This window comes from Glutamicibacter sp. NPDC087344 (assembly GCF_044744225.1).
Classification (GTDB): domain Bacteria; phylum Actinomycetota; class Actinomycetes; order Actinomycetales; family Micrococcaceae; genus Glutamicibacter.
Window position 1 is genome coordinate 190,359 of the sequence record NZ_JBIUXY010000001.1, and the last position, 18,719, is coordinate 209,077.

Sequence of the window (18,719 nt, forward strand, 5' to 3'; positions counted from 1 at the left end):
ATTACCTCACTATCCGAGCTGGTGCGCACCCGTGTGAATTACTAAGTTCAGAGGCGTAGTTGATCTTCTCAAACCCGCATCGCAGAATCGATCGGTGGATTCGCGAGAATTCCAGCAAAGTTGATTTTGCAACCGGCCTGGCCTTTACGCTCTTTTGTTTGCTCTTGACAGCGGGCCTTGGTTATGGCGCTTCGCTAGTCACCACCCTTTCCCTTGTGGCTATCTCACTGATGCAAACCGCGCCCTTGATGATGCGCCGTTCTCATCCATGGCCTGCAACCCTGATCATCACTCTCGGCCACCTCTTGCAGTTGGCGTTTGAAGGACTCATGCTGCCCTCGCAGCTGGCCGTGCCAATCATGGTGTACACCATGGCTGTCTACGGCAGACGCTGGCAATCTTTCACAACCCTAGGCATCGGGCTTTTGGGCGCATTATTAGCAACCTTTAGCCTCTTCAACAGCAACAGCACCTCTCCAACAGGTGAAGCCTCGATCATCACGTTCGACATGATCATTTCCTTTGTCGGCTTGGCACTTGTAGTCACCGTTTCTTGGACCTTTGGGGACCTTGCGCGCAACCGTCGGTTGGCCATGAAAGCGCTTCAAGATCATGCCGAACGCCTCGAAAAAGAGCGAATCATTGAACGTGACCTGGCAGCAGCGGATGAGCGGAACCACATTGCTCGCGAGATGCACGACATCGTTGCGCACTCCTTATCGGTCATCATCACACAGGCCGATGGTGCGCGGTATGCCGCAGTCAAGGAACCACAGATAGCTATCGATACACTCAAAACAGTGTCTGACACGGGGCGTGCATCCTTGCGAGAAATGCGTCGACTCCTGGGCGTTCTGCGCACGGACGAGGAAGCTGAAAACCGTCCATTACCCACTCTCATAAACATCCCAGACCTCATTCAGAATGCCAGGACCGCCGGGCTGGAAGTACACCTCGAATGCGATAGTTCACCGCGAAAGGAACTGCCAGCAGGAGCAGAACTAACGGTTTACCGAAGTGTCCAGGAATCATTAACAAACGTCGTAAAACATGCAGGACCGAACACGACTGCAACGGTGCGGTTGAGCTGGACCGCCAGAGGGCTTGAAGTTCGTGTTGATGATGATGGCCGTGGTGCCGGCTCATTGTCCTTTGACGGCCAAGGATACGGACTTCAAGGCATGAGCGAACGTGTTGCCCTATACGATGGAACATGCAGTGCTTCACCGAGAACCGGTGGAGGATTCACGGTTGCCGTATTCATTCCATACTCGGAGGACTAACACTCAATGACGTCAAGCAGCACAATCAAGGTCGCTCTTGTAGATGACCAACTGCTGGTACGCAGTGGATTCCGGATGCTCATTAACTCTCAACCTGATATGGAAGTTATTGCCGAAGCCGGCAACGGTCGAGAGGCGCTCGCTACCCCGTTGCTACAGCAAGCCGATGTTATCTTGATGGACGTCCGCATGCCGGAAATGGACGGAATCCAAACAACTGAGCGTCTGTTGGATCCCGCCAAGAAGGCTGCTGATGGGCCAAAGGTTATTGTCCTGACAACCTTTGACATGGACGAGTATGCGCTCAGTGCGATCCAGGCCGGCGCAAGCGGCTTTCTCCTGAAGGACGCACCACCTGAAGAATTACTTGATTCGGTGCGGACAGTAAACCGCGGGGATGCCGTCATAGCACCATCAACCACACGCCGACTCCTTGACCATATGGCCCCAATTCTGAAACGTTCGGTAGCCCAGGCGGACAATTCGCTCACCGCGTCCGTAGAGTCCCTGACACCCCGGGAACGCGAAGTCTTTGGACTTATCGCCGAAGGCCAATCAAACCCTGAAATTGCTGAGGGTCTCTTTCTCTCTGAGGCAACCGTCAAGACGCATGTGGGTCACATCTTAGCCAAACTCGGGGCACGGGATCGGGTGCAAGCAGTAGTCATCGCTTACCAAACCGGTGTCGTTAGCCCCTAAATAAGGCCCACTCAGGCGTAAAACAGCTCAGGCCGTGGGTTTAAGCTGATCAATTGATAATGCTTAAACCCACGGCCTGGTTTTTAGGATAGAAGGCTATTTCTCTTCTTCGTAGCGAGGGAAAACAGGTGATGGTGCCGGAAGTTCGGTTCCTGGAACCAACGAGGTACCGTAGTTTTCAAAGTTACGGGCAGAACCTTCTCCAACAGCCAAGACGTTAAGCATCGAGGTCATTGCCTGCGGAAGCACTGGTTGGAGCAAAATAGCGACCTGGCGAACAATCTCAATAGTCACATAGAGCACAGTCTCCATACGTGCAGGGTCTGTTTTCTTCAACTTCCAAGGCTCTTGTTCTGCGAAGTACGCATTCGTATCGCCAAGAACATGCCACACGGCTTCGAGCGCACGACTGAACTCCTGACGGTCATAGGCATCCCGGTTAATCTCCAGCAGTTTTGCCGCGGCATCCAGGATCGCTGTGTCAGCTGGTTCCAATTGGCCGGGAGCAGGAACTACTCCCCCACAATTTTTGGCAACCATAGACAGTGAGCGCTGAGCCAGATTGCCGAAGTTGTTAGCCAAGTCACCGTTGATTCGAGCAACGATGGTCTCATGGTTGTAGTTGCCATCAGCCCCAAAGGGAACTTCCCTCAGGAAAAAGTAACGTACCTGGTCCAGACCGTATCGATTGACAAAATCGTCTGGCGACACAGTGTTCCCCAAGGACTTGGACATCTTGATGCCATTGTTGTGAAGGAATCCATGAATCATGACACGTTTCGGCACTGGCAGCTTGGCTGACATCAAGAATGCCGGCCAGTAGATAGCGTGGAAGCGTGAAATGTCTTTACCGATCACGTGAACATCCGCTGGCCAGTATTTCTGGAATGAAGCGGACTCAACATCAGGGAAGCCAACACCCGTTAGGTAGTTCGTCAGCGCATCAACCCATACATACATGACGTGTTTCTCATTGCCAGGTACAGGGATTCCCCAGTCGAAGGTAGTGCGCGAAATTGAAAGGTCAGTCAGTCCGCCTTCAACAAAACGCACAACTTCGTTGAAGCGGGAACGAGGAGCTCCAAACTCAGGGTTTTCTTCGTAGTAGGACAGAAGCTTGTCCTGGTACTTGGAGAGTCGGAAGAAGTATGATTCCTCCTCGGTCCAGGTCACTTCAGTATCGGTTTCCGTAGCATAACGGATACCGTCTTCACGAACATCGGTCTGGTCCTCGGTGTAGAATGCTTCGTCACGAACCGAGTACCAGCCAGCGTACTTATCCAGGTAGATGTCACCGTTGGCCTCCATTCGGCGCCAAAGCTCCTGGGCTGCGGCGTGATGATCCGCATCAGAAGTTCGGATAAAACGGTCATAGCTTGTGCCAAGCTCGTCATTCATAGCTTGGAAGGCGTCAGAGTTGCGTTGCGCGAGTTGAGCCGGAGCGATCCCTTCCTTTTCTGCAGTCTGCATCATCTTTTGACCATGTTCGTCCGTGCCAGTCATAAAGAAGACATCAAAGCCATCTAGGCGTTTGAAACGCGCCAAGGTATCGGTGGCTACCACCTCATAGGCATGTCCAATATGAGGAGTGCCGTTCGGATAGGAGATTGCAGTTGTTGCGTAAAAGGGTTTCTGCTGAGAAGTCACGATCTAAATTTACCTTAGTCCGAAGAGGAAAGTTGAGTCTGCAGAGTTCGAGGACCTTCACATGAGGCGATCAAGGTGATCCCAGAACGCACCTCGCAGTGCTCGTCGTATTTTTTGCTGATCGGTCTTCCACTCCCCCAGCACCTGAGCGCAGTCCTTCAGTAGGGTTCTATCGATTTCGGGCGGCAGCTGTGGTTTGTCCGCGATGATCTCCACCACCTCGGTCTGTGTGGTCAGCGCTAACCACGATTCGGCAACGCGACTGCCAATCTCTTGGGCGATTCCGAGTTCTTTTTGCTCATAAGCCGCGTTACCTTGGTACCCCTGGCGATGCGTATCGCTTGAATATATGATTTCAGCCTGCACTCCAGGTTGAACATGCGGATTAACTGCTGGGCGCTGCGCCATGATCGCAGGTGTAGGTGCTGCCGATTTGTGCGCGGGTGTTGTGCTATTCGCTGCAGAAGCCGCTTCGGCTATACGAGCAGATTTCTCAGAATGATCCGGGTCCCATTCAAGTACACGATTGAACGCAGAATCCAGCAACTGGTCTGGAAGGATCTCGATTGCATCGGCGGTCAAGGCCAAATGCTCGGCAACCGAAGCAACGCCTAGTCGACTTTCCGGCTTTGCGATCCCAAGAAGAACAACCTTCATCCCCAAGTCTTGGGCTTCTTCTACTGCTTCTGCCAGATCATCATCGCCAGAAACTAAGTAAGCGGTACTGGCCGAACGATTACGGGCGACGCCCACAAGATCCAAAGCCAATCGAAGATCAACGCCCTTCTGCTCTCCGTTGTACGAAATTCTCCCTAATCGAACCTTAACACCAGGAATCAGGCCGATTCTCTTATGCTGCTCAGTAAACAGGCCATCCTTAGACGCGTCGTACCAGTAAACCCTCAGGTTGCTCAACCCAGTATTCTTCTTTACTGTCTGCACGATCCCGCGCACCAAGGATTCGTATTGAGTTATAAAAGCGGTTCTTAGAGTTGTTCCTGCCACACGGTGACCCCCTAAAGACAGAAGGAACCCTGCGTCGATAAATATTGCAGTTTGATTAGTCATGATTCGATCGTACTTCGTACACTAGACGCTTGGCGTTTCTTCCGACGAAAACAGCGACGAACAAACTTGCGATTGTAACCTTACTCTTGTTGTTGAGCGACCACGAGGGTAGTTGAAGCCCATTACCCCTTCCGATGCAATCGGTATTGCACACTGGCATCATTGTCATTCGAAAGTTAACACGCTTCTCCGGTGAGTCAGCTGGTGAGCGTTTCATCAATAACAAGTCTTTACGATTCCAACTCCAAGCTGACCATTGCAAAATGAAAGGGTTTCGAGCGCAAAGGCTTCGAGACTAAGGCACCCGCAAAGTCTGACACAATCCCAAATCACCAATAAGAGCCCTTACCCGGCCAGGCAAAGTCATTAGACGTTACCAAGCTATACAAAAACGCCCTCTGTTAAAATACGCAATCGCTAAAAACATCGCGAACAGAAGTCGTTTCACATGCAATCATCGCTCATTGGGCATTGATCAGCATGACCCTGGCGTTGGAAGCACACGATCCGAAAGAGGCACTAGCCAGGGGTGAATCAAAGATCAGAGACGGCACTGAAGTACAAGTTCGCAAACTCCGACCCGCGATTATAAACATTACTCAGGGAAAAAGAAGTGGTATTGCGTCAATATCCAAGTCGTCACCACGCTGTCCTGAAGAGCTGTTTATATCGGTGAACCAGTGCCTCGGAGGACACACGACTGGGTAACTTTCACCCGCACCGGCGTGGAGCAACTGCTGGCTGATTCGTCGTACCTCGCGGATCTCGACTATCAAGGAAGGTCGGGGATGATCCCGCACAAGAAGGGGCATCGCGCCGGTGCCGGAGAGTTGATTAAGCATGATCAGCTGTTCAACAAAGTGCTCTCAAAACATCGTGCGTCGGTTGAACGGGGCAACGCTCACTTGGAGAACTGGAAGATCCTCGCAGAGGATTATCGAGGGGTGTTCCATGAGTTGCAGGCCGTGATTCGTAGCGTTTCGTTGCTGGGCTTCTTCCGTGGGAACGCGTCTGGGACGAAGCGTTGAATGGACTTCCTCTTTCCTAGACAATACTATCGGTCCTTACCATCCGCTCCCAATCTAGACCACACAGCTAAAACTGGCGCCCCGCTCGGGTCTGGTACGCTGACCGAGCTTACTGAACAGTCCCGAGTTCTCGACGCTACGCGAGGACAGCTTCACCCAATTCGCGCCAGCCATCGCGATCCACCAGTCAGGGGAAATCATCGGTGATCAGACCCTGGCGCCCATTGCCGGTGCGGATCGAGTCAGTGATGCTCAACACGTACACATTATGCAGGGCGTGTTCGAGTCAATCGACTCCGAAGTGACGTTTAGTTGTTTCTCCACCCGGCTGGCGGGCCAACCTAGAGCGTTTGGCGACTACTTCGCAAAGGTTCAACGAGGAGTCCGCTTGCGACTCTGACCCGTCACTAGCCGACGGAACCCTGACTCACTTGCTACCGGTGCAAATCCGCCGATCCTGGATATAAGTGCGTCCCTCGTTCACGTTCGCTCGGATTAGGAAGGCACCAATGGCACCTATGTTCGAGGGCGTCGGTTCACATCGATGATCGCAGTGGTCTACCACGACAAAGACTATGGTATCGGCGAAGTGCTGACAATGAGGATGCGTCTCGGAAACAAAGGGCCATTTAAACAACCGATCAAATCAACATCCTAGCCCAGGTTCTGAAGCAATTGTCTGATGGCTTTTAGGAGCAGCACAACAACCTGATCTGTGAAAAGATCTTGGTTCGCATCAATAGGTCTGATGCGACCCGCGAGTTTTTATTGCACGTGAACCAGCTGGGCTTGCCATTCCCCACTTCCTTCACGATACGGGTCGTCAACGAACGGTACATTGGATGGATATAGGAGAAAAGGTGCTGGAAGCCAGCCCTCACTCCAGACGGGTCGAGCACAAGGGCACGTGGATAATTCACGTATCGAAAATCCTGACGATGAAGGACTACACTCCAATCACGACGATCGACCTGCGGGTCGAGCCGTAGCATCCTAGCGCGATGGCCAGCTAGTAAGACACTAAAGGAAACCGGACGACTGCGACTCTGACTAATAGTCCGCGTATTGATCCGGTATTTCCAGACCTGCGCCACCGAGTGCACCGCCGATGCCGGAATCGGATCAAGTCGTTGAAAGCTATAGGCATGGACGGGCTGATGTTCTTCAAGATCGGCGCTATCCAGACTTGAGCGTACTTGACCCTGCTCGCCTTGATTTTGGTATTTTGGTTGCAGCCGACAGTGGCGCCGGAGGAGTATGCTCCATAGAGTTGAGACTTGAAATTATGGAAACACAGGGTCTGCTCGCTGGCCGTAAAACTGGTTACCAACAGCAGCCACCAACGAATGCTGTTCCATAAAACAGCACCGAAAGTGGAACTCGTTCTGCTGCGGGAACGGATCGCAGAGCGGGCCGGTCGGCGGAGGCGCGGGCATTTTGTTGCCTGTTCCGCTGAGTCTTGGTCCTTGACTTCTTCAACAACAGTTTCCATACATTGGACGCTGGCATACGCGCAAGTGTTCGGCCCCACTTGTCGTGCTCTGAACTACGAGAACTCACTTGAACCCTGGATGCTGGTTGGGGCTGGTGAGCACGGAGACAATCACGAAGGATCTGGGCTGAGGTCAAGATGCGCGTACATGATGACGATGTTCCAACGTTCGTCAGGGGGCAAACCCTTCAGAGATTTGCTAGGATACTTTCGCTAGTAAAATGAATTTTCCATGAATCTCCCAGTAGCCAAGTCCAGGGTCCAAGTCCAGCCGGACCCCAAAATATGCTGCGAGGATCTATGGATGCGAATGCCTGAGCCGCACGATACGAGGACAATTTGCGAGTGAACCGTCAGCTACACGATCTTACGAAGCGCCTTAAAAGGTATCTTAGGGACGACTTACACTTCAGGTCCAAGGCTGCTTCAGTTGACAACAAAATGGTACTTTTCGAATCATTTGACGGTTCGAGTCAAAGTTGCCACCCTCTGGCAATTTTCGAATATATGCTCAACGCCCCGGAGTATGCCAACTTTAAGTTCATTTGGAGTTATCGCGGCTCTGAACCTACGGGATACACGTGGGACAAATATAAACAAAAACGCAACATTATTTGGGCTAACCACGGTTCTTTAGCATATTTTTACTACCTTTCGAAATCGAAGTACCTTGTTTCAAATTCAACATTTCCCCATCAATTTACGAAAAAAGAAAATCAAATATATCTAAACACGTGGCATGGAATACCGCTGAAAAAAATGGGATATGACATTCCATTGGGAATACCTAGCACAAGAAACGTAATACGAAACTTAGTTGCTTCCGACTACATTCTTTCTGCTAGTTCTTTGATGACGGAAAAAATATGGGACAGGGCATTCAAGCTGAGAGGGATCTACGGCGGAAAAATTATCGAGGCGGGTTCCCCTCGGATGGATGCGCAAATTTCAAACCAAACCGATGTCAAATTACTCAGGAAAAATCTCGGGATTGACCACACCGACCATCGTGAAATAGTCCTGTTTGCGCCCACATGGAGAGGTACATCCCCTAGCGACATTATCGACTCCAGTCAGCAGCTTGCGAAAGATTGCGCCGAACTCATACAGGGTCTCAATCCTCGCGAGTACATCGTGCTTCTAAAGGTCCACCAGCTCGCTCTGAGAAAAATCGATCAGGCCACTCTTGCCAACATTGGAATAATTGATAATTCAATTCCAACAAATCAAATTCTCCCGGCAGTAGATCAATTAATAACAGATGAATCAAGTATTGTTTTCGATTTCTTAATAGAGAATAGACCTATTCATTTCTACTTCCCAGATTCTGCGCTCGATGGTAGGGGGATGTATGTTTTGAAGTCTGAGCTCCCGGGCACAGTTAGCTCGACAATCGCTGACACCATAGCACATATTGCAAACCCTGTCGGCACTGAGGACTTGAAAAATCTTAGGAAGGCCTGGACTACAAAGTATCTACCTCTTGAAGACGGAAACGCCACAAAACGGGTCGTTGACGCCGTTTTTCAGGATGAAAACGAGCATCTACGCGATACACCAATAGAAACTGATGCAAGTCACAAGAAGATCCTGTTGCACGTCGGTTCTCTCATACCAAATGGTATTTCGACCGCTGCAGTTAACTTCGCGAATCAGTTGGCAGCCGATGGACATGACGTCAGTATCCTCTATCCATATTCAAAGAAAGAGCACCAGCTCTCGAAGGTTTATGAGTTCTCAGATTTGATCAGACATTTTCCAAGGGTCGGCAGTATAGCCCTACCGCTGACATCTCGAAGGGCCTATCGCCGCTATCTCAGCGAGGGTGGCCGAACAGCAAAAAACGTAAACATGTCAACCATTCGTGAAATATTCAAGCATGAATGGGTGCGTTGTTTTGGAGATTCTACTTTTGATACCATTATCGCTTTCGATGGGTACTCTGTGTTCTGGGCAGAACTTCTTCTTGCGGCGAATTCCAATTCGAAATACATTTGGATGCATAATGATCTAATGCAAGACGCAAAGAGAACAATAAATGGAAAAATGCCACATTATAAGAATCTAAGCTCTCTCTTTAGCTTATACAATTCATTTGACAAGATTGTGTCAGTCTCCCCGGAGTTGACTGAAATTAATCGAGCCAAAATGTCAGCGCACGCACCTCGAGAAAAGTTCGTTACGGTTCAGAACTTTATTGATCAAGATGAAGTGCTAAGGCTTTCTGAGGAATACCGAAATTTTGTTCCGCCTAAGACAGGTAAAAATTTCGTTACCGTCGGCCGTCTGTCCCCCGAGAAGAACCAATCTAGAATGATTCGGGCAATGAAAATTGTAACAGAAATCCATCCTGATTCTAATTTGTACATAATCGGCGACGGTCCGCTTTATTCTAATTTAGAAGCGTTAATATCCAGCCTCAGTCTAAAGGACAATGTTCATCTACTTGGGTACCATCGCAATCCACACGCACTCGTTAAGAAGTGCGACTATTTCGCATTCTCCAGCAAGTACGAAGGACAAGGTCTTGCCGTCATCGAAGCCATGGTCTTAGGAAAGCCTGTAGTAACGACAAGATACAACGTAGTGGACAGTGTAGTCGGGCCAGAGGACGGAATCATCACTGAGAATACAGATGAATCTTTGGCTGAAGGCATGCTCAAGATGATTTTGAGCGGCGGCTTTCTTCCAAACTTCAGCCCGACTAAGCATAACGATATTGCACGAAGCGAAACTAGAAACTTGATCCGACCATGAACTCATCCAAGCCACCGAGGAAGCTAATGCTCAAACGAACAATCCAAAAAATCGCTACCAAAACCAAAGGTTTGGCCTCTGTGGTTGAGGTTCCAAGTATGTCAAGAGAATCTATCGCTTCTCATTCGGAAGAATCGACATCCACGGTAGCAAAATCAGTTGTACCAGTGTCTGAAATTCCTGTTGTGGCAGTCGAACCTGAAGTTGATCCAATACTTAGCGTGATTGTCCCATGCTATAAAGTTGAACAATACCTAAAAGGAACGCTTGACACAATTCTTGCTCAAAACGAGATTCCAATCGAAATTATTGTTGTTGACGACGGCTCACCTGATCGTTCAGGTGAAATCGCTCGTGAGTACGCTTACAATGATTCTCGAGTTAAAGTCATATCCCAAGACAATGCTGGTCTTGGTGCGGCTCGAAATACTGGAATACGAGCAGCCACTGCAAAGTATCTTACTTTCGCTGACTCCGATGACTATATTCCGGTTGGCGCGTACAAAGCCATGGTCGATCAGTTGGAATCATCCGGTTCGGACTTTGTTGTGGGTTCCGTGGAACGCCGACGCGGGTTGAAAACTTGGATTCCAGAGTGGGCTCAAAACGTTCACTCGGAGGATAGAATTGCGGGTACTCTCGCTGATGATCCTGAACTGCTCAAGGACGTTTTTGCCTGGAATAAGGTATTTCGTCGTACTTTTTGGGATGAACACATCAAAGAATTCCCTGTCGATATTCGTTACGAAGATCAAGGGCCAACTGCCATTGCCTATACAACCTCAGAGCATTTCGATGTTCTAAAGCGTGTCGTGTACACTTGGGTGATTCGAGAGGACGGGACGAGCATCACCCAACAAAAGGCCAAAATCGAAGACTTACAAGACCGCATGGCTGTCATGAAGAATGTGGGCAACGTACTTAGGCAGAATTCAAGCTCAGAAATATTTGAAAAATGGCTGTTGAAGTCCATTGGATTTGATCTCAAGCCTTATTATGATCAGATTCCTCGGACGGATGAGGCGTACTGGAATGAATTGATTCTGGGAATCAGGTTTCTCGATGAATTCATGACAGAAGAACTATGGAATGAGGTTCCTTATTGGGAACGCATCATTGCGTTGTCTCTTCTAAACGGCCGCCAGAGTGACGTGTCATTGATACTACAGAAAAAGCAGGAGGACGGGGCTGGCTATGCGATTCTGCCGGGCAAGAATTCAAGCCTAGTCTGTCACACAGACTTCCTGCCTGACCTTTCATTCGATGTAGATCGAAATATCTTGGTTCCTGCAGAATCCTCGATCCGTCTTCGCGCAGATCTTTTGGGGGTGAAGTGGATAGATGAAGGCTCAGTAATCGAAGCTATCATTGCCTTACGTATATCTGGAATGTCGCCCAATGTCTTTGACTATGATGTGCTGGCCAGACTAATACCACTGAACCATGACGGCGAACCTGTCGAGCTTACTGCCATGACTGTAGATGTTCCTGTCGAATTGGTTCCGATCGGCGACTCTTACAACAGCTACCATGAAGCAGTGTACTCGGTTAAGATCGATACAAAGGCTATCCAACTACCTGTGGATACTTCGACGACTGACCTCAAGTGGGCAGTAGAGACTGAAGTGCATGTAGCCAACATCGTTCGAAGTGGAAACCTGACAGGTCGAGTCATTCTGGGGTCCGGTACGTCATTTGGGCATGGTCGGCTGGCCCAGGACGTTCGCTTTGCACTGGATTTCGATGAAGATCATGGATTGGTCGTCAATGTTCCAACAGTAAAGCCCATTTGTCGTTCTATCAATTTAGATGGCAGGAACTTAGTTCTCCGCGTTGACAAACGAAGTGCCGGAGACTTCGATAGGCTGGTACTTCGTTCCAAGCATCGCCGAGACGTCTCCTTCTTAGTTAGCATGGTTACTGAAGATGAACTCATATTTGATGTGAGTCTTCCACTTTTTGACGACACATTAGTGGGTTCTGCACTTTGGGAACTTCGGCTTGCAAACAGGCATTCTTCATCACTGATCCAATCGAGTCAGTCGTCCAACGACCTACTCGAATTATCATCACATGGACGCCGGCTACGAGTTTCACTATCGCCGAATGGTTTTGTGAGATTGGAAGAAAAAGATTTCGGAATCAGCGTCCATAATGTGAGATTCAATGAAGAGCGAGATGAACTGACTCTGGAAGGTCGTTACGGTTCCCCGCATGCAGCAGAAACTCGCCTGTACTTCGAAAGTTCCTCAAACCACAGAATTCTGCCGCACAGCACTGAATTCGACAAGGAGTCGGGTCTCTTCTCCGCGCGGTTTATACTGAGTGAAAAAAACAGTGGCGAAAGCAGTTTAGCGTTGCCCGAAGGTGGCTATGCTCTGAAAGCCAGTAAGTCACGTCTTACTTTAGGTTCGGCTGAAGTATGGATTCCAGTAGATTATTCCCTTCAGGTAAATCTTCCGATTCACTCCATGCTCGAGAGTTCTAGAGTTCGGCTCTCTCGAACAGCAAAGGCTGGAGCTTTGTGGCTTAATATCTACCCAAGGCTATCATTCGGTGACACCACAAAATTCGGGCAACGAAATGCTCGAGAGATTGTGTCTTCGACAGGTTCATCTATTGCCGATGCCACCCTATTTGAGTCTTTCGCGGGAAACGCGATCGCAGATTCACCTCTTGCCCTCTTTGAAGAAGCACAGCGACGAGGTTTTGGGGGGACACACTACTGGACCGTCAGGGATCTTTCCGTTCCAGTTCCAACTGGCTCAATACCCGTTGTACTTCATTCCGCTGAGTATAGAAGAGTCTTGTCTACATCTCGCTGGCTTGTCAACAACAATAATTTTCCCTACTACTTTGCCAAAACTGAAGGTCAGATTTACATCCAGACCTGGCATGGGACGCCACTTAAGAAGATCGGAAATGATGTCCCTGCAGGAAACCTGTCCGTCTCTTACCGATCGCTAATGAAACGCGAAAGCGCATATTGGGATTTGCTTCTTGCCCAGAATGATTTTTCCGCCGAACGATTGGCTCAGGCCTTCGGGTATAGCGGGAAGGTCCTTTCCACCGGATATCCACGAAACGACGCACTCGTCAACTTTCGAAATAGCGTGAAAATGGATGCCTTGCGATCTCAGCTTGGAATTCTACCCAATCAGCATGTAGTTTTGTATGCACCAACATGGCGAGACAATATGCGAACAGCTTCAAATCACTATGATCTTGTTTCTTTCTTAGACTTTTCTGCAATGAAAAAAGCATTCGGAAGTTCAGTGGTCATATTGATGCGCGGACATTCGAATACAGTCGACGCTCGTCGCCAGTTCAATTTTGATAATGTAATCGATGTTAGTAAGCATCCAAATATCAACGATTTGATGCTGATTTCAGATTCGCTTGTTACCGATTATTCTTCAATCATGTTTGATTTTTGCTCATTGAATAGACCAATATTCATCCTTGCACCGGATATCGATGACTACGCTTCATCAACTAGAGGATTCTACTTCGATTTCCGTGAGAACTTGCCCGGCCCGCTGTTAGACTCCACTCAATCTTTGATTTCGCTATTGAAGGCAGATCCATTGGCATATCTGTACAGAGTAAGGAATTACTCGAATCAGTTTGCACCGAATGACGACGGGATGGCGAGCCGACGAGTTGCCGACACTATTTGGGGTTCGAAGTAATTTCAAATCGACTAGATTTCCACTCCCTTAATTAACCCGCTGTTTACAAACAGCTTTACGGCTCCACCAGTTCTAATATGCATTTCAGGCTGGTGGAGTTGTCAGTATTTTCTGACGATTCAGGATGCGATAGATCAATTGAATTGAACTTAATTCATGATTCTAGTTGAAAACATTCATCATATGACCGGCTAAAGCATAGAAATATCCGCTTCAACGATTAATGGTGGAGGTGATTGAATATTCGAAGCCTTTAGAGACATCGATATTCCGAACGAGAGCCGCTCATTATTGCGGTTCAGAGCAGCCATCCAACCGCGACAGTTGACCGGCGGCTCTGAGCAAAGAATCTCACCGAGAATACCGGCTGCGTTTAGCTCCCGCACCCATGGTCGCCTCGCGCATGTTGAACCAACCGGTCTCAACCCAGATCGTGTTGTGAACGATGCCTCCATGATTGCGTCAGCCAACGCACCAGCATTCAACCGGGCAGCCAATCGACCTGCTTGTATTGAGTGCATTGTCGACGGAAGTTGAAAACTGGTCATAAACGGAACTCGAAAAGTGAACACTCTCAGAATAAGGAGTGTGATCACTTTGGAAGATTGGGCTTTGATCAGAAGGCTCGTAAAAGAAGGAGTTCCCAAGTCGCGGATCGCCCGTGACCTCGGAATCTCCCGCACCACCGTTGTGAAGGCGGCAGCTTCAACCACACCACCCAAATACGAACGCAAACCGCAGGCAACAGCGTTCGACCCCTACGAACAAGCCGTACGACGTTTGCTCAAGGAAACACCGGAGATGCCCTCAACGGTCATCGCTGAACGGATCGGTACGCTGGCTCAGTGTGCAGAATAGCGCTTGAAGGTACTTCTGTTCCGGAGAGGTGGTACCGCTATTCCGCCCTCACGGAACTGCAAGAAAGCCATTGACACCCTACGCCTCCTGCGACAGCAAACACGTAAGCATCGAATACGGCGCGGCCTATGTAACACCACCCAGGTATCTGCTGCACTACACAAGACGTGGAATTTCCATTCTGCCTCGTTGGGTCCCCAGCAAACCCGTTTCGCGTCGCTGACAATAACGCAGTCATGTAGCCATGGGAACCCAACCGCAATGGTCGAACACCGCATGTTCCCGCGCACTGTTGAGGCAGTCTCGAAGCGTCTTCCCGCGAGCGACCGCAACGAGGGCCCGGGCCAGCCCTACGCACTGCAGCAGATGGATCGCATCTTCACGCCTGGGGGACCTAGTAGCACGGCTGCTGAACAACCCGGAAAGCAGCGCGTGCTAAATAGCGTCTCTTGGTAGTGCTGTTCTGGCAACCTGGTAGGACGGGCTCCGGGCAGATGGTAGTTCAAATCCGGCTAGCCGGTAGCGGAGGACGTGGCCTTTTGATAATGGCTCAGAACCCCGTCAGGGGTTCTGAGCCATTACGCTATTGAGAGGAAGGCTCGGGATGAGCTATCAGGGAACAGACCGCAACTTATTCCCAGAAATCAACTGACTCCCGCGCCTTCTCATGCTTCAGCTTGCGCATATCAGCTTCACCCAGCAACAGCCACCTCGTGTTGTTCGCCAACCGATTCACGATTGAATCCCCGGCAACACGGTCAGGCAAAACCTGCACCCAATACGACGGATCAGTCTGGCTGACGATCATCGTCGGCAGCTTGTGCTCCCGGTCCGCCAGCACCCCGTAAACATCGCTAGCGATGTTCTGATCCAGACCGACCGTTAAGAAATCATCAACGATCAACAGGTCCGCCTCACGCAGCCGATCCAACAACGCATCATGATCCCGCCCGTTCTCGCGGGCAATCAGCAGCTTCCTCGCCAGCACGTCCATCCGCGTATAGATCACCGAATGCTCGCTGTGGCAGGCCGCAATACCGATCGCGCACGCAACATAGGTCTTCCCGCCACCGCTGGGAGCGATGATCAGCAGATTCGTCGGGTCATGCCGCCACTGGTGCGTGGCGTAGCGTTTCATCCGCGCCTCATCAATCTTCCGGCCGGGACCGTAATGCAGCTCAGCAATCGAAGCCTGCGGCAACGGAAACTGCGCCTGCCTGATCAACCGGTCGACCCGATGCGAACGGCGTGCATCCAAGGAATGATGCACCGCGGCCATAAAGACTTCCTCCGGCAGCAGCTTATCGTTGGATTCATCCTGTACCAGCTCAAAGAACTTCTCGGCGAAGACCGTCAGACGAAGCTCCTTAATTTTCTGATGGTCCTCGCTATTAAGCATCACTGCCCCCGAAGCCCTGGTAGTGCTGGGCATCGCGCACGAACACCCCTGGCAGGTGCTGAACCCCGCTCAGATCCTTAACATTCTGCGGCGCAGGCACCACGGACGCGTCCTGCTCCTTGGCTTGCGCCAAGGCCGCCATCACCCGTTTCAAAGAGGTGTAGGTGGGATACCCGTTCAGGTTCAGCAGCTCCTGGCATGCTTCTTCCAACAACGCCTTCTTTTTGCTGCCTAACTCCGAAAGAATATTGCGGCAGGCCAGATAAGCTTGGGCCTCGACCTTGCTGCGGTCCAGGATTTGGGTGATCACCTGCACGGTCGCTGGCCCAAACGCCCTCGCCCCAGCCACGAACCATTCTCTTGACCACAACCCCTGCACCTGCTGATGATGCGCCGGCGCGTGAGCCAGATCAGTTGAACACTGGCCCCGGCGCCCAACCTTCCGCGCATGCTCGCAGACCTTGACCTGCCCATCAAACATCGTCAGCGTGCTCGAGGTGATCCGCACCGAAAGGATCTTCCCGGCCAGCTCATAAGGCACCGAATAGTGCTGGTAATCGCTGGTGACGTGGTAATTCCTCCCGACCCTCAACTGCTTGTATTCCACCGACTCAAACGGATCATCCGGCAGAGGCTGCAGCAAAGCAGCTTCCTCGGCCTCAAATCTCTCCCGCCGAGTGCTTCCGTCGACCCGACGCAACCGGTCGTTCAGGTCCAGCAGCCGCTCGTGAACCGCGTCGTTGAGCTCATCAAAGGATGTCCACGTCTGGGAGGCCAGATACCCGATGATCCGGGATTCCACCGCCTGCACCATCCGCTCAACATGGGCTTTATCGCGGGGCCGATTAGACCTGGCCGGCACAATCGCCGTCTGATAATGCTCCGCCAGCTGACGGTAGGAGGCAGTCACGACCACCTCGGAATCCTTACGGGCACGCCGGTGCGTAGCAGTGCGCGCGTTATCCGGCACGATCAGCTGCGGCACCCCGCCAATGAAAGCCAGGGCATTCACATGCGCCTGGTTCCAAGATCCCTGCTTCATCGTGTTGAACGCCTGGCAGAACACCAACCCGGAATACGGCAAGGACGCCACGAAGAAGTACGCCTTCTGCGATTCACCGGTGGCCAAGTCAACCACCGGCACCGTCGGACCAGCCCAGTCCACGAACATCGACTTGCCCGACTCATGCTGCAACGTGGCCACGACATCGGTGGCCGCAGCGAACCGGTTGAAGCGTTCGCAGTATTGCGAATAGCTGTATTTCTTCTTGGCACTGGTTGCGCCCAGATAGTTGACCCAGCCCTGCTGCAGGGTGAAGAACCGGTTGTGCTTCATCTGCTCGATCACCTGGGCGAAATGCGGGTCCGCATACTCTTGGGAAATCGTCCTGCGTTGATCTGGGAACAGCTGCTCAATGTCTGCGGCCTGCAGCGCGGCCAACCGCTGCGCGGTGATGCCGGCGGCGGTCATAGTTCGCTTCGCCGTGGCGACATCGCGGTGCGAGCAACCCACCGAAGCGGTGATCTCGCTGTAGGTTCGTCCCGTGACCAGCAGGGACATAATGGCGTGGTAATCCACCAAGATCTTTCTCCTCTGAACTGATCGCCACATCGAATTATGCGGCGATCGGCCCAGCCCATCACGAAAGGTGCCCGCGCACTACCATGTACCCGGAACAGCGCTACCCGGTGACCGGTGACCGGAACGGCACTACCAAGAGGCGCTATTTGGCACTTGGTTCAAGGACTGATGAGGGCGGCGCTGGTTGTAGTGTGCACGGTAGCGGCCAAGCAGTTTCTGCACGTCGGCAAGATTCTGGGGTTTGTTGGCTTTGAGGAACTGTTGAAGGGTCTGGTGCGAGCGTTCATTCTTGCCCTGAGTCGTCGGCCTGCCGGGTAGTCCGGTAATCGGCATGCTTCTTTGGGAGGCGAGATAGGCTTCCATGATGCCGATCGTTCCGCCACGCAGTTGATTGAACGCCTTAGAGTCCAGAGATTTCACACCGTTTCCGCGCACATGTGCTACCAAAAACCTCTGCTATACACCGGTGGCTTTAGCCTGATCGGAGTATTCGCCGTGCAGGAGTTTCAGGTTGCTGCCGACTTTGGCCAGTTCCTTATGCACCGTGGGCCAGTCGGGTTGAGTGAACACGCTCTCGTGCTCACTGCGGCCAAGGAATAAGAGTTCGTAGACCTTGTCTTCGGTGAGGGCCTTGAGCTCGTCCCAGCTATTGGGGTTGGCGGCGGCAGCGTTGAGGACTTCTGCGACGCTATTGCGGCAAGAGACCTTGGGTGGACGCGATGGTGCGTCCTGACAAGCACTCGGCGCGAAGTTGGAGTATCCGCTTCGCTTTGATCTTTCGTACCATTGAAAATGGCTCCTTCCACTACACAGACTATTGCGTGGTGGGAGGAGCTTATACAGGGTGGCTCTGAACCGCAATATTGTTGGCTCTCAAAGAGTCAAGGGTCAATTACACACCAGGTTGCCAGAAAAGCACTACCAAGAGAAGCTATTTAGCACCAATATTCATCAGTTAGTCGGACACTACCTTAGCTGAGAATGCGACATCCCGGGCCCACAAAAAGATATGATTCGGTGACTGCGAAGTGAAGAGATTCCGCGCCGAGCACTCAGAAAAGCGATTTCAACAAGCGCGATCAGACGTGTTATGAAATCCGCAGCCTCCGGTTAGCTTCGAAGGCTGACGGATTTACTAGGTTAAACTATGATTTAGGTTATTTTTACATAGGAGAAATATTCTGGAGTGCCGGATTCGAATCAATATTCAACGG

General features: G+C 51.1%; 10 protein-coding genes and 2 pseudogenes. 6 read left to right on the plus strand and 6 right to left on the minus strand.

What is annotated here, in order from left to right:
• Positions 1 to 59: 59 nt before the first annotated feature.
• Entirely contained in the window at positions 60 to 1,283 is a 1,224-nt protein-coding gene (locus tag ACIOWL_RS00905) for a sensor histidine kinase (protein WP_400380507.1), read from the plus strand.
• A gap of 6 nt (positions 1,284 to 1,289) precedes the next feature.
• A complete protein-coding gene (locus ACIOWL_RS00910; protein WP_400380510.1) occupies positions 1,290 to 1,982 on the plus strand; it encodes a response regulator in 693 nt (230 codons plus the stop codon).
• Between the two features lie 96 nt (positions 1,983 to 2,078).
• Here ACIOWL_RS00910 and metG read toward each other — a convergent pair whose 3' ends face one another.
• Together metG and ACIOWL_RS00920 are read right to left on the minus strand one after the other, a co-directional pair.
• Positions 2,079 to 3,629 carry a methionine--tRNA ligase gene (gene metG, locus ACIOWL_RS00915; RefSeq protein ID WP_400380512.1) on the minus strand — a complete coding sequence of 517 codons (1,551 nt, stop codon included), beginning with the start codon at positions 3,627 to 3,629 and terminating at the stop codon, positions 2,079 to 2,081.
• Between the two features lie 57 nt (positions 3,630 to 3,686).
• Positions 3,687 to 4,697, minus strand: a complete 1,011-nt coding sequence (locus ACIOWL_RS00920) for an NYN domain-containing protein (RefSeq protein ID WP_400380514.1) — start codon at positions 4,695 to 4,697, stop codon at positions 3,687 to 3,689.
• A gap of 680 nt (positions 4,698 to 5,377) precedes the next feature.
• Between ACIOWL_RS00920 and ACIOWL_RS00925 the strand changes: the two genes are divergently transcribed.
• The 4 genes from ACIOWL_RS00925 (at position 5,378) to ACIOWL_RS00940 (ending at position 14,524) form a co-directional block, all read left to right on the plus strand.
• Positions 5,378 to 5,725 carry a transposase family protein gene (locus tag ACIOWL_RS00925; protein ID WP_400380517.1) on the plus strand — a complete coding sequence of 116 codons (348 nt, stop codon included), beginning with the start codon at positions 5,378 to 5,380 and terminating at the stop codon, positions 5,723 to 5,725.
• A gap of 1,837 nt (positions 5,726 to 7,562) precedes the next feature.
• On the plus strand, positions 7,563 to 9,974 hold the full coding sequence (locus ACIOWL_RS00930; protein WP_400380519.1) for a CDP-glycerol glycerophosphotransferase family protein: 2,412 nt from the start codon (positions 7,563 to 7,565) through the stop codon (positions 9,972 to 9,974).
• Between the two features lie 26 nt (positions 9,975 to 10,000).
• Entirely contained in the window at positions 10,001 to 13,666 is a 3,666-nt protein-coding gene (locus ACIOWL_RS00935) for a CDP-glycerol glycerophosphotransferase family protein (protein ID WP_400380522.1), read from the plus strand.
• 588 nt (positions 13,667 to 14,254) lie between these two features.
• On the plus strand, positions 14,255 to 14,524 hold the full coding sequence (locus tag ACIOWL_RS00940) for a helix-turn-helix domain-containing protein (protein ID WP_400380523.1): 270 nt from the start codon (positions 14,255 to 14,257) through the stop codon (positions 14,522 to 14,524).
• A 631-nt stretch (positions 14,525 to 15,155) separates the two neighbouring features.
• Here ACIOWL_RS00940 and ACIOWL_RS00945 read toward each other — a convergent pair.
• The 4 genes and pseudogenes from ACIOWL_RS00945 to ACIOWL_RS00960 form a co-directional block, all read right to left on the minus strand.
• Entirely contained in the window at positions 15,156 to 15,923 is a 768-nt protein-coding gene (locus tag ACIOWL_RS00945) for an ATP-binding protein (protein ID WP_400380525.1), read from the minus strand.
• Positions 15,916 to 17,502: an IS21 family transposase gene (gene istA / locus ACIOWL_RS00950; protein WP_400380528.1), complete on the minus strand. Its 1,587-nt coding sequence runs from the start codon at positions 17,500 to 17,502 to the stop codon at positions 15,916 to 15,918. Before istA ends, ACIOWL_RS00945 begins: the two co-directional genes overlap by 8 nt.
• 135 nt (positions 17,503 to 17,637) lie before the next feature.
• Positions 17,638 to 17,925: pseudogene (locus tag ACIOWL_RS00955) on the minus strand (integrase core domain-containing protein); the annotation flags it as partial.
• A 42-nt stretch (positions 17,926 to 17,967) separates the two neighbouring features.
• Positions 17,968 to 18,292, minus strand: a pseudogene (locus ACIOWL_RS00960) (IS21 family transposase); the annotation flags it as partial.
• Between the last annotated feature and the right edge of the window lie 427 nt (positions 18,293 to 18,719).

What these genes read in the sequence shown, in the direction of transcription:
- ACIOWL_RS00935 (WP_400380522.1), top strand. Translation starts at nt 10,001, where the DNA reads ATGCTCAAACGAACAATCCAAAAAATCGCTACCAAAACCAAAGGTTTG.
- ACIOWL_RS00945 (WP_400380525.1), bottom strand. Translation starts at nt 15,923, where the DNA reads ATGCTTAATAGCGAGGACCATCAGAAAATTAAGGAGCTTCGTCTGACG.
- ACIOWL_RS00910 (WP_400380510.1), top strand. Translation starts at nt 1,290, where the DNA reads ATGACGTCAAGCAGCACAATCAAGGTCGCTCTTGTAGATGACCAACTG.
- ACIOWL_RS00920 (WP_400380514.1), bottom strand. Translation starts at nt 4,697, where the DNA reads ATGACTAATCAAACTGCAATATTTATCGACGCAGGGTTCCTTCTGTCT.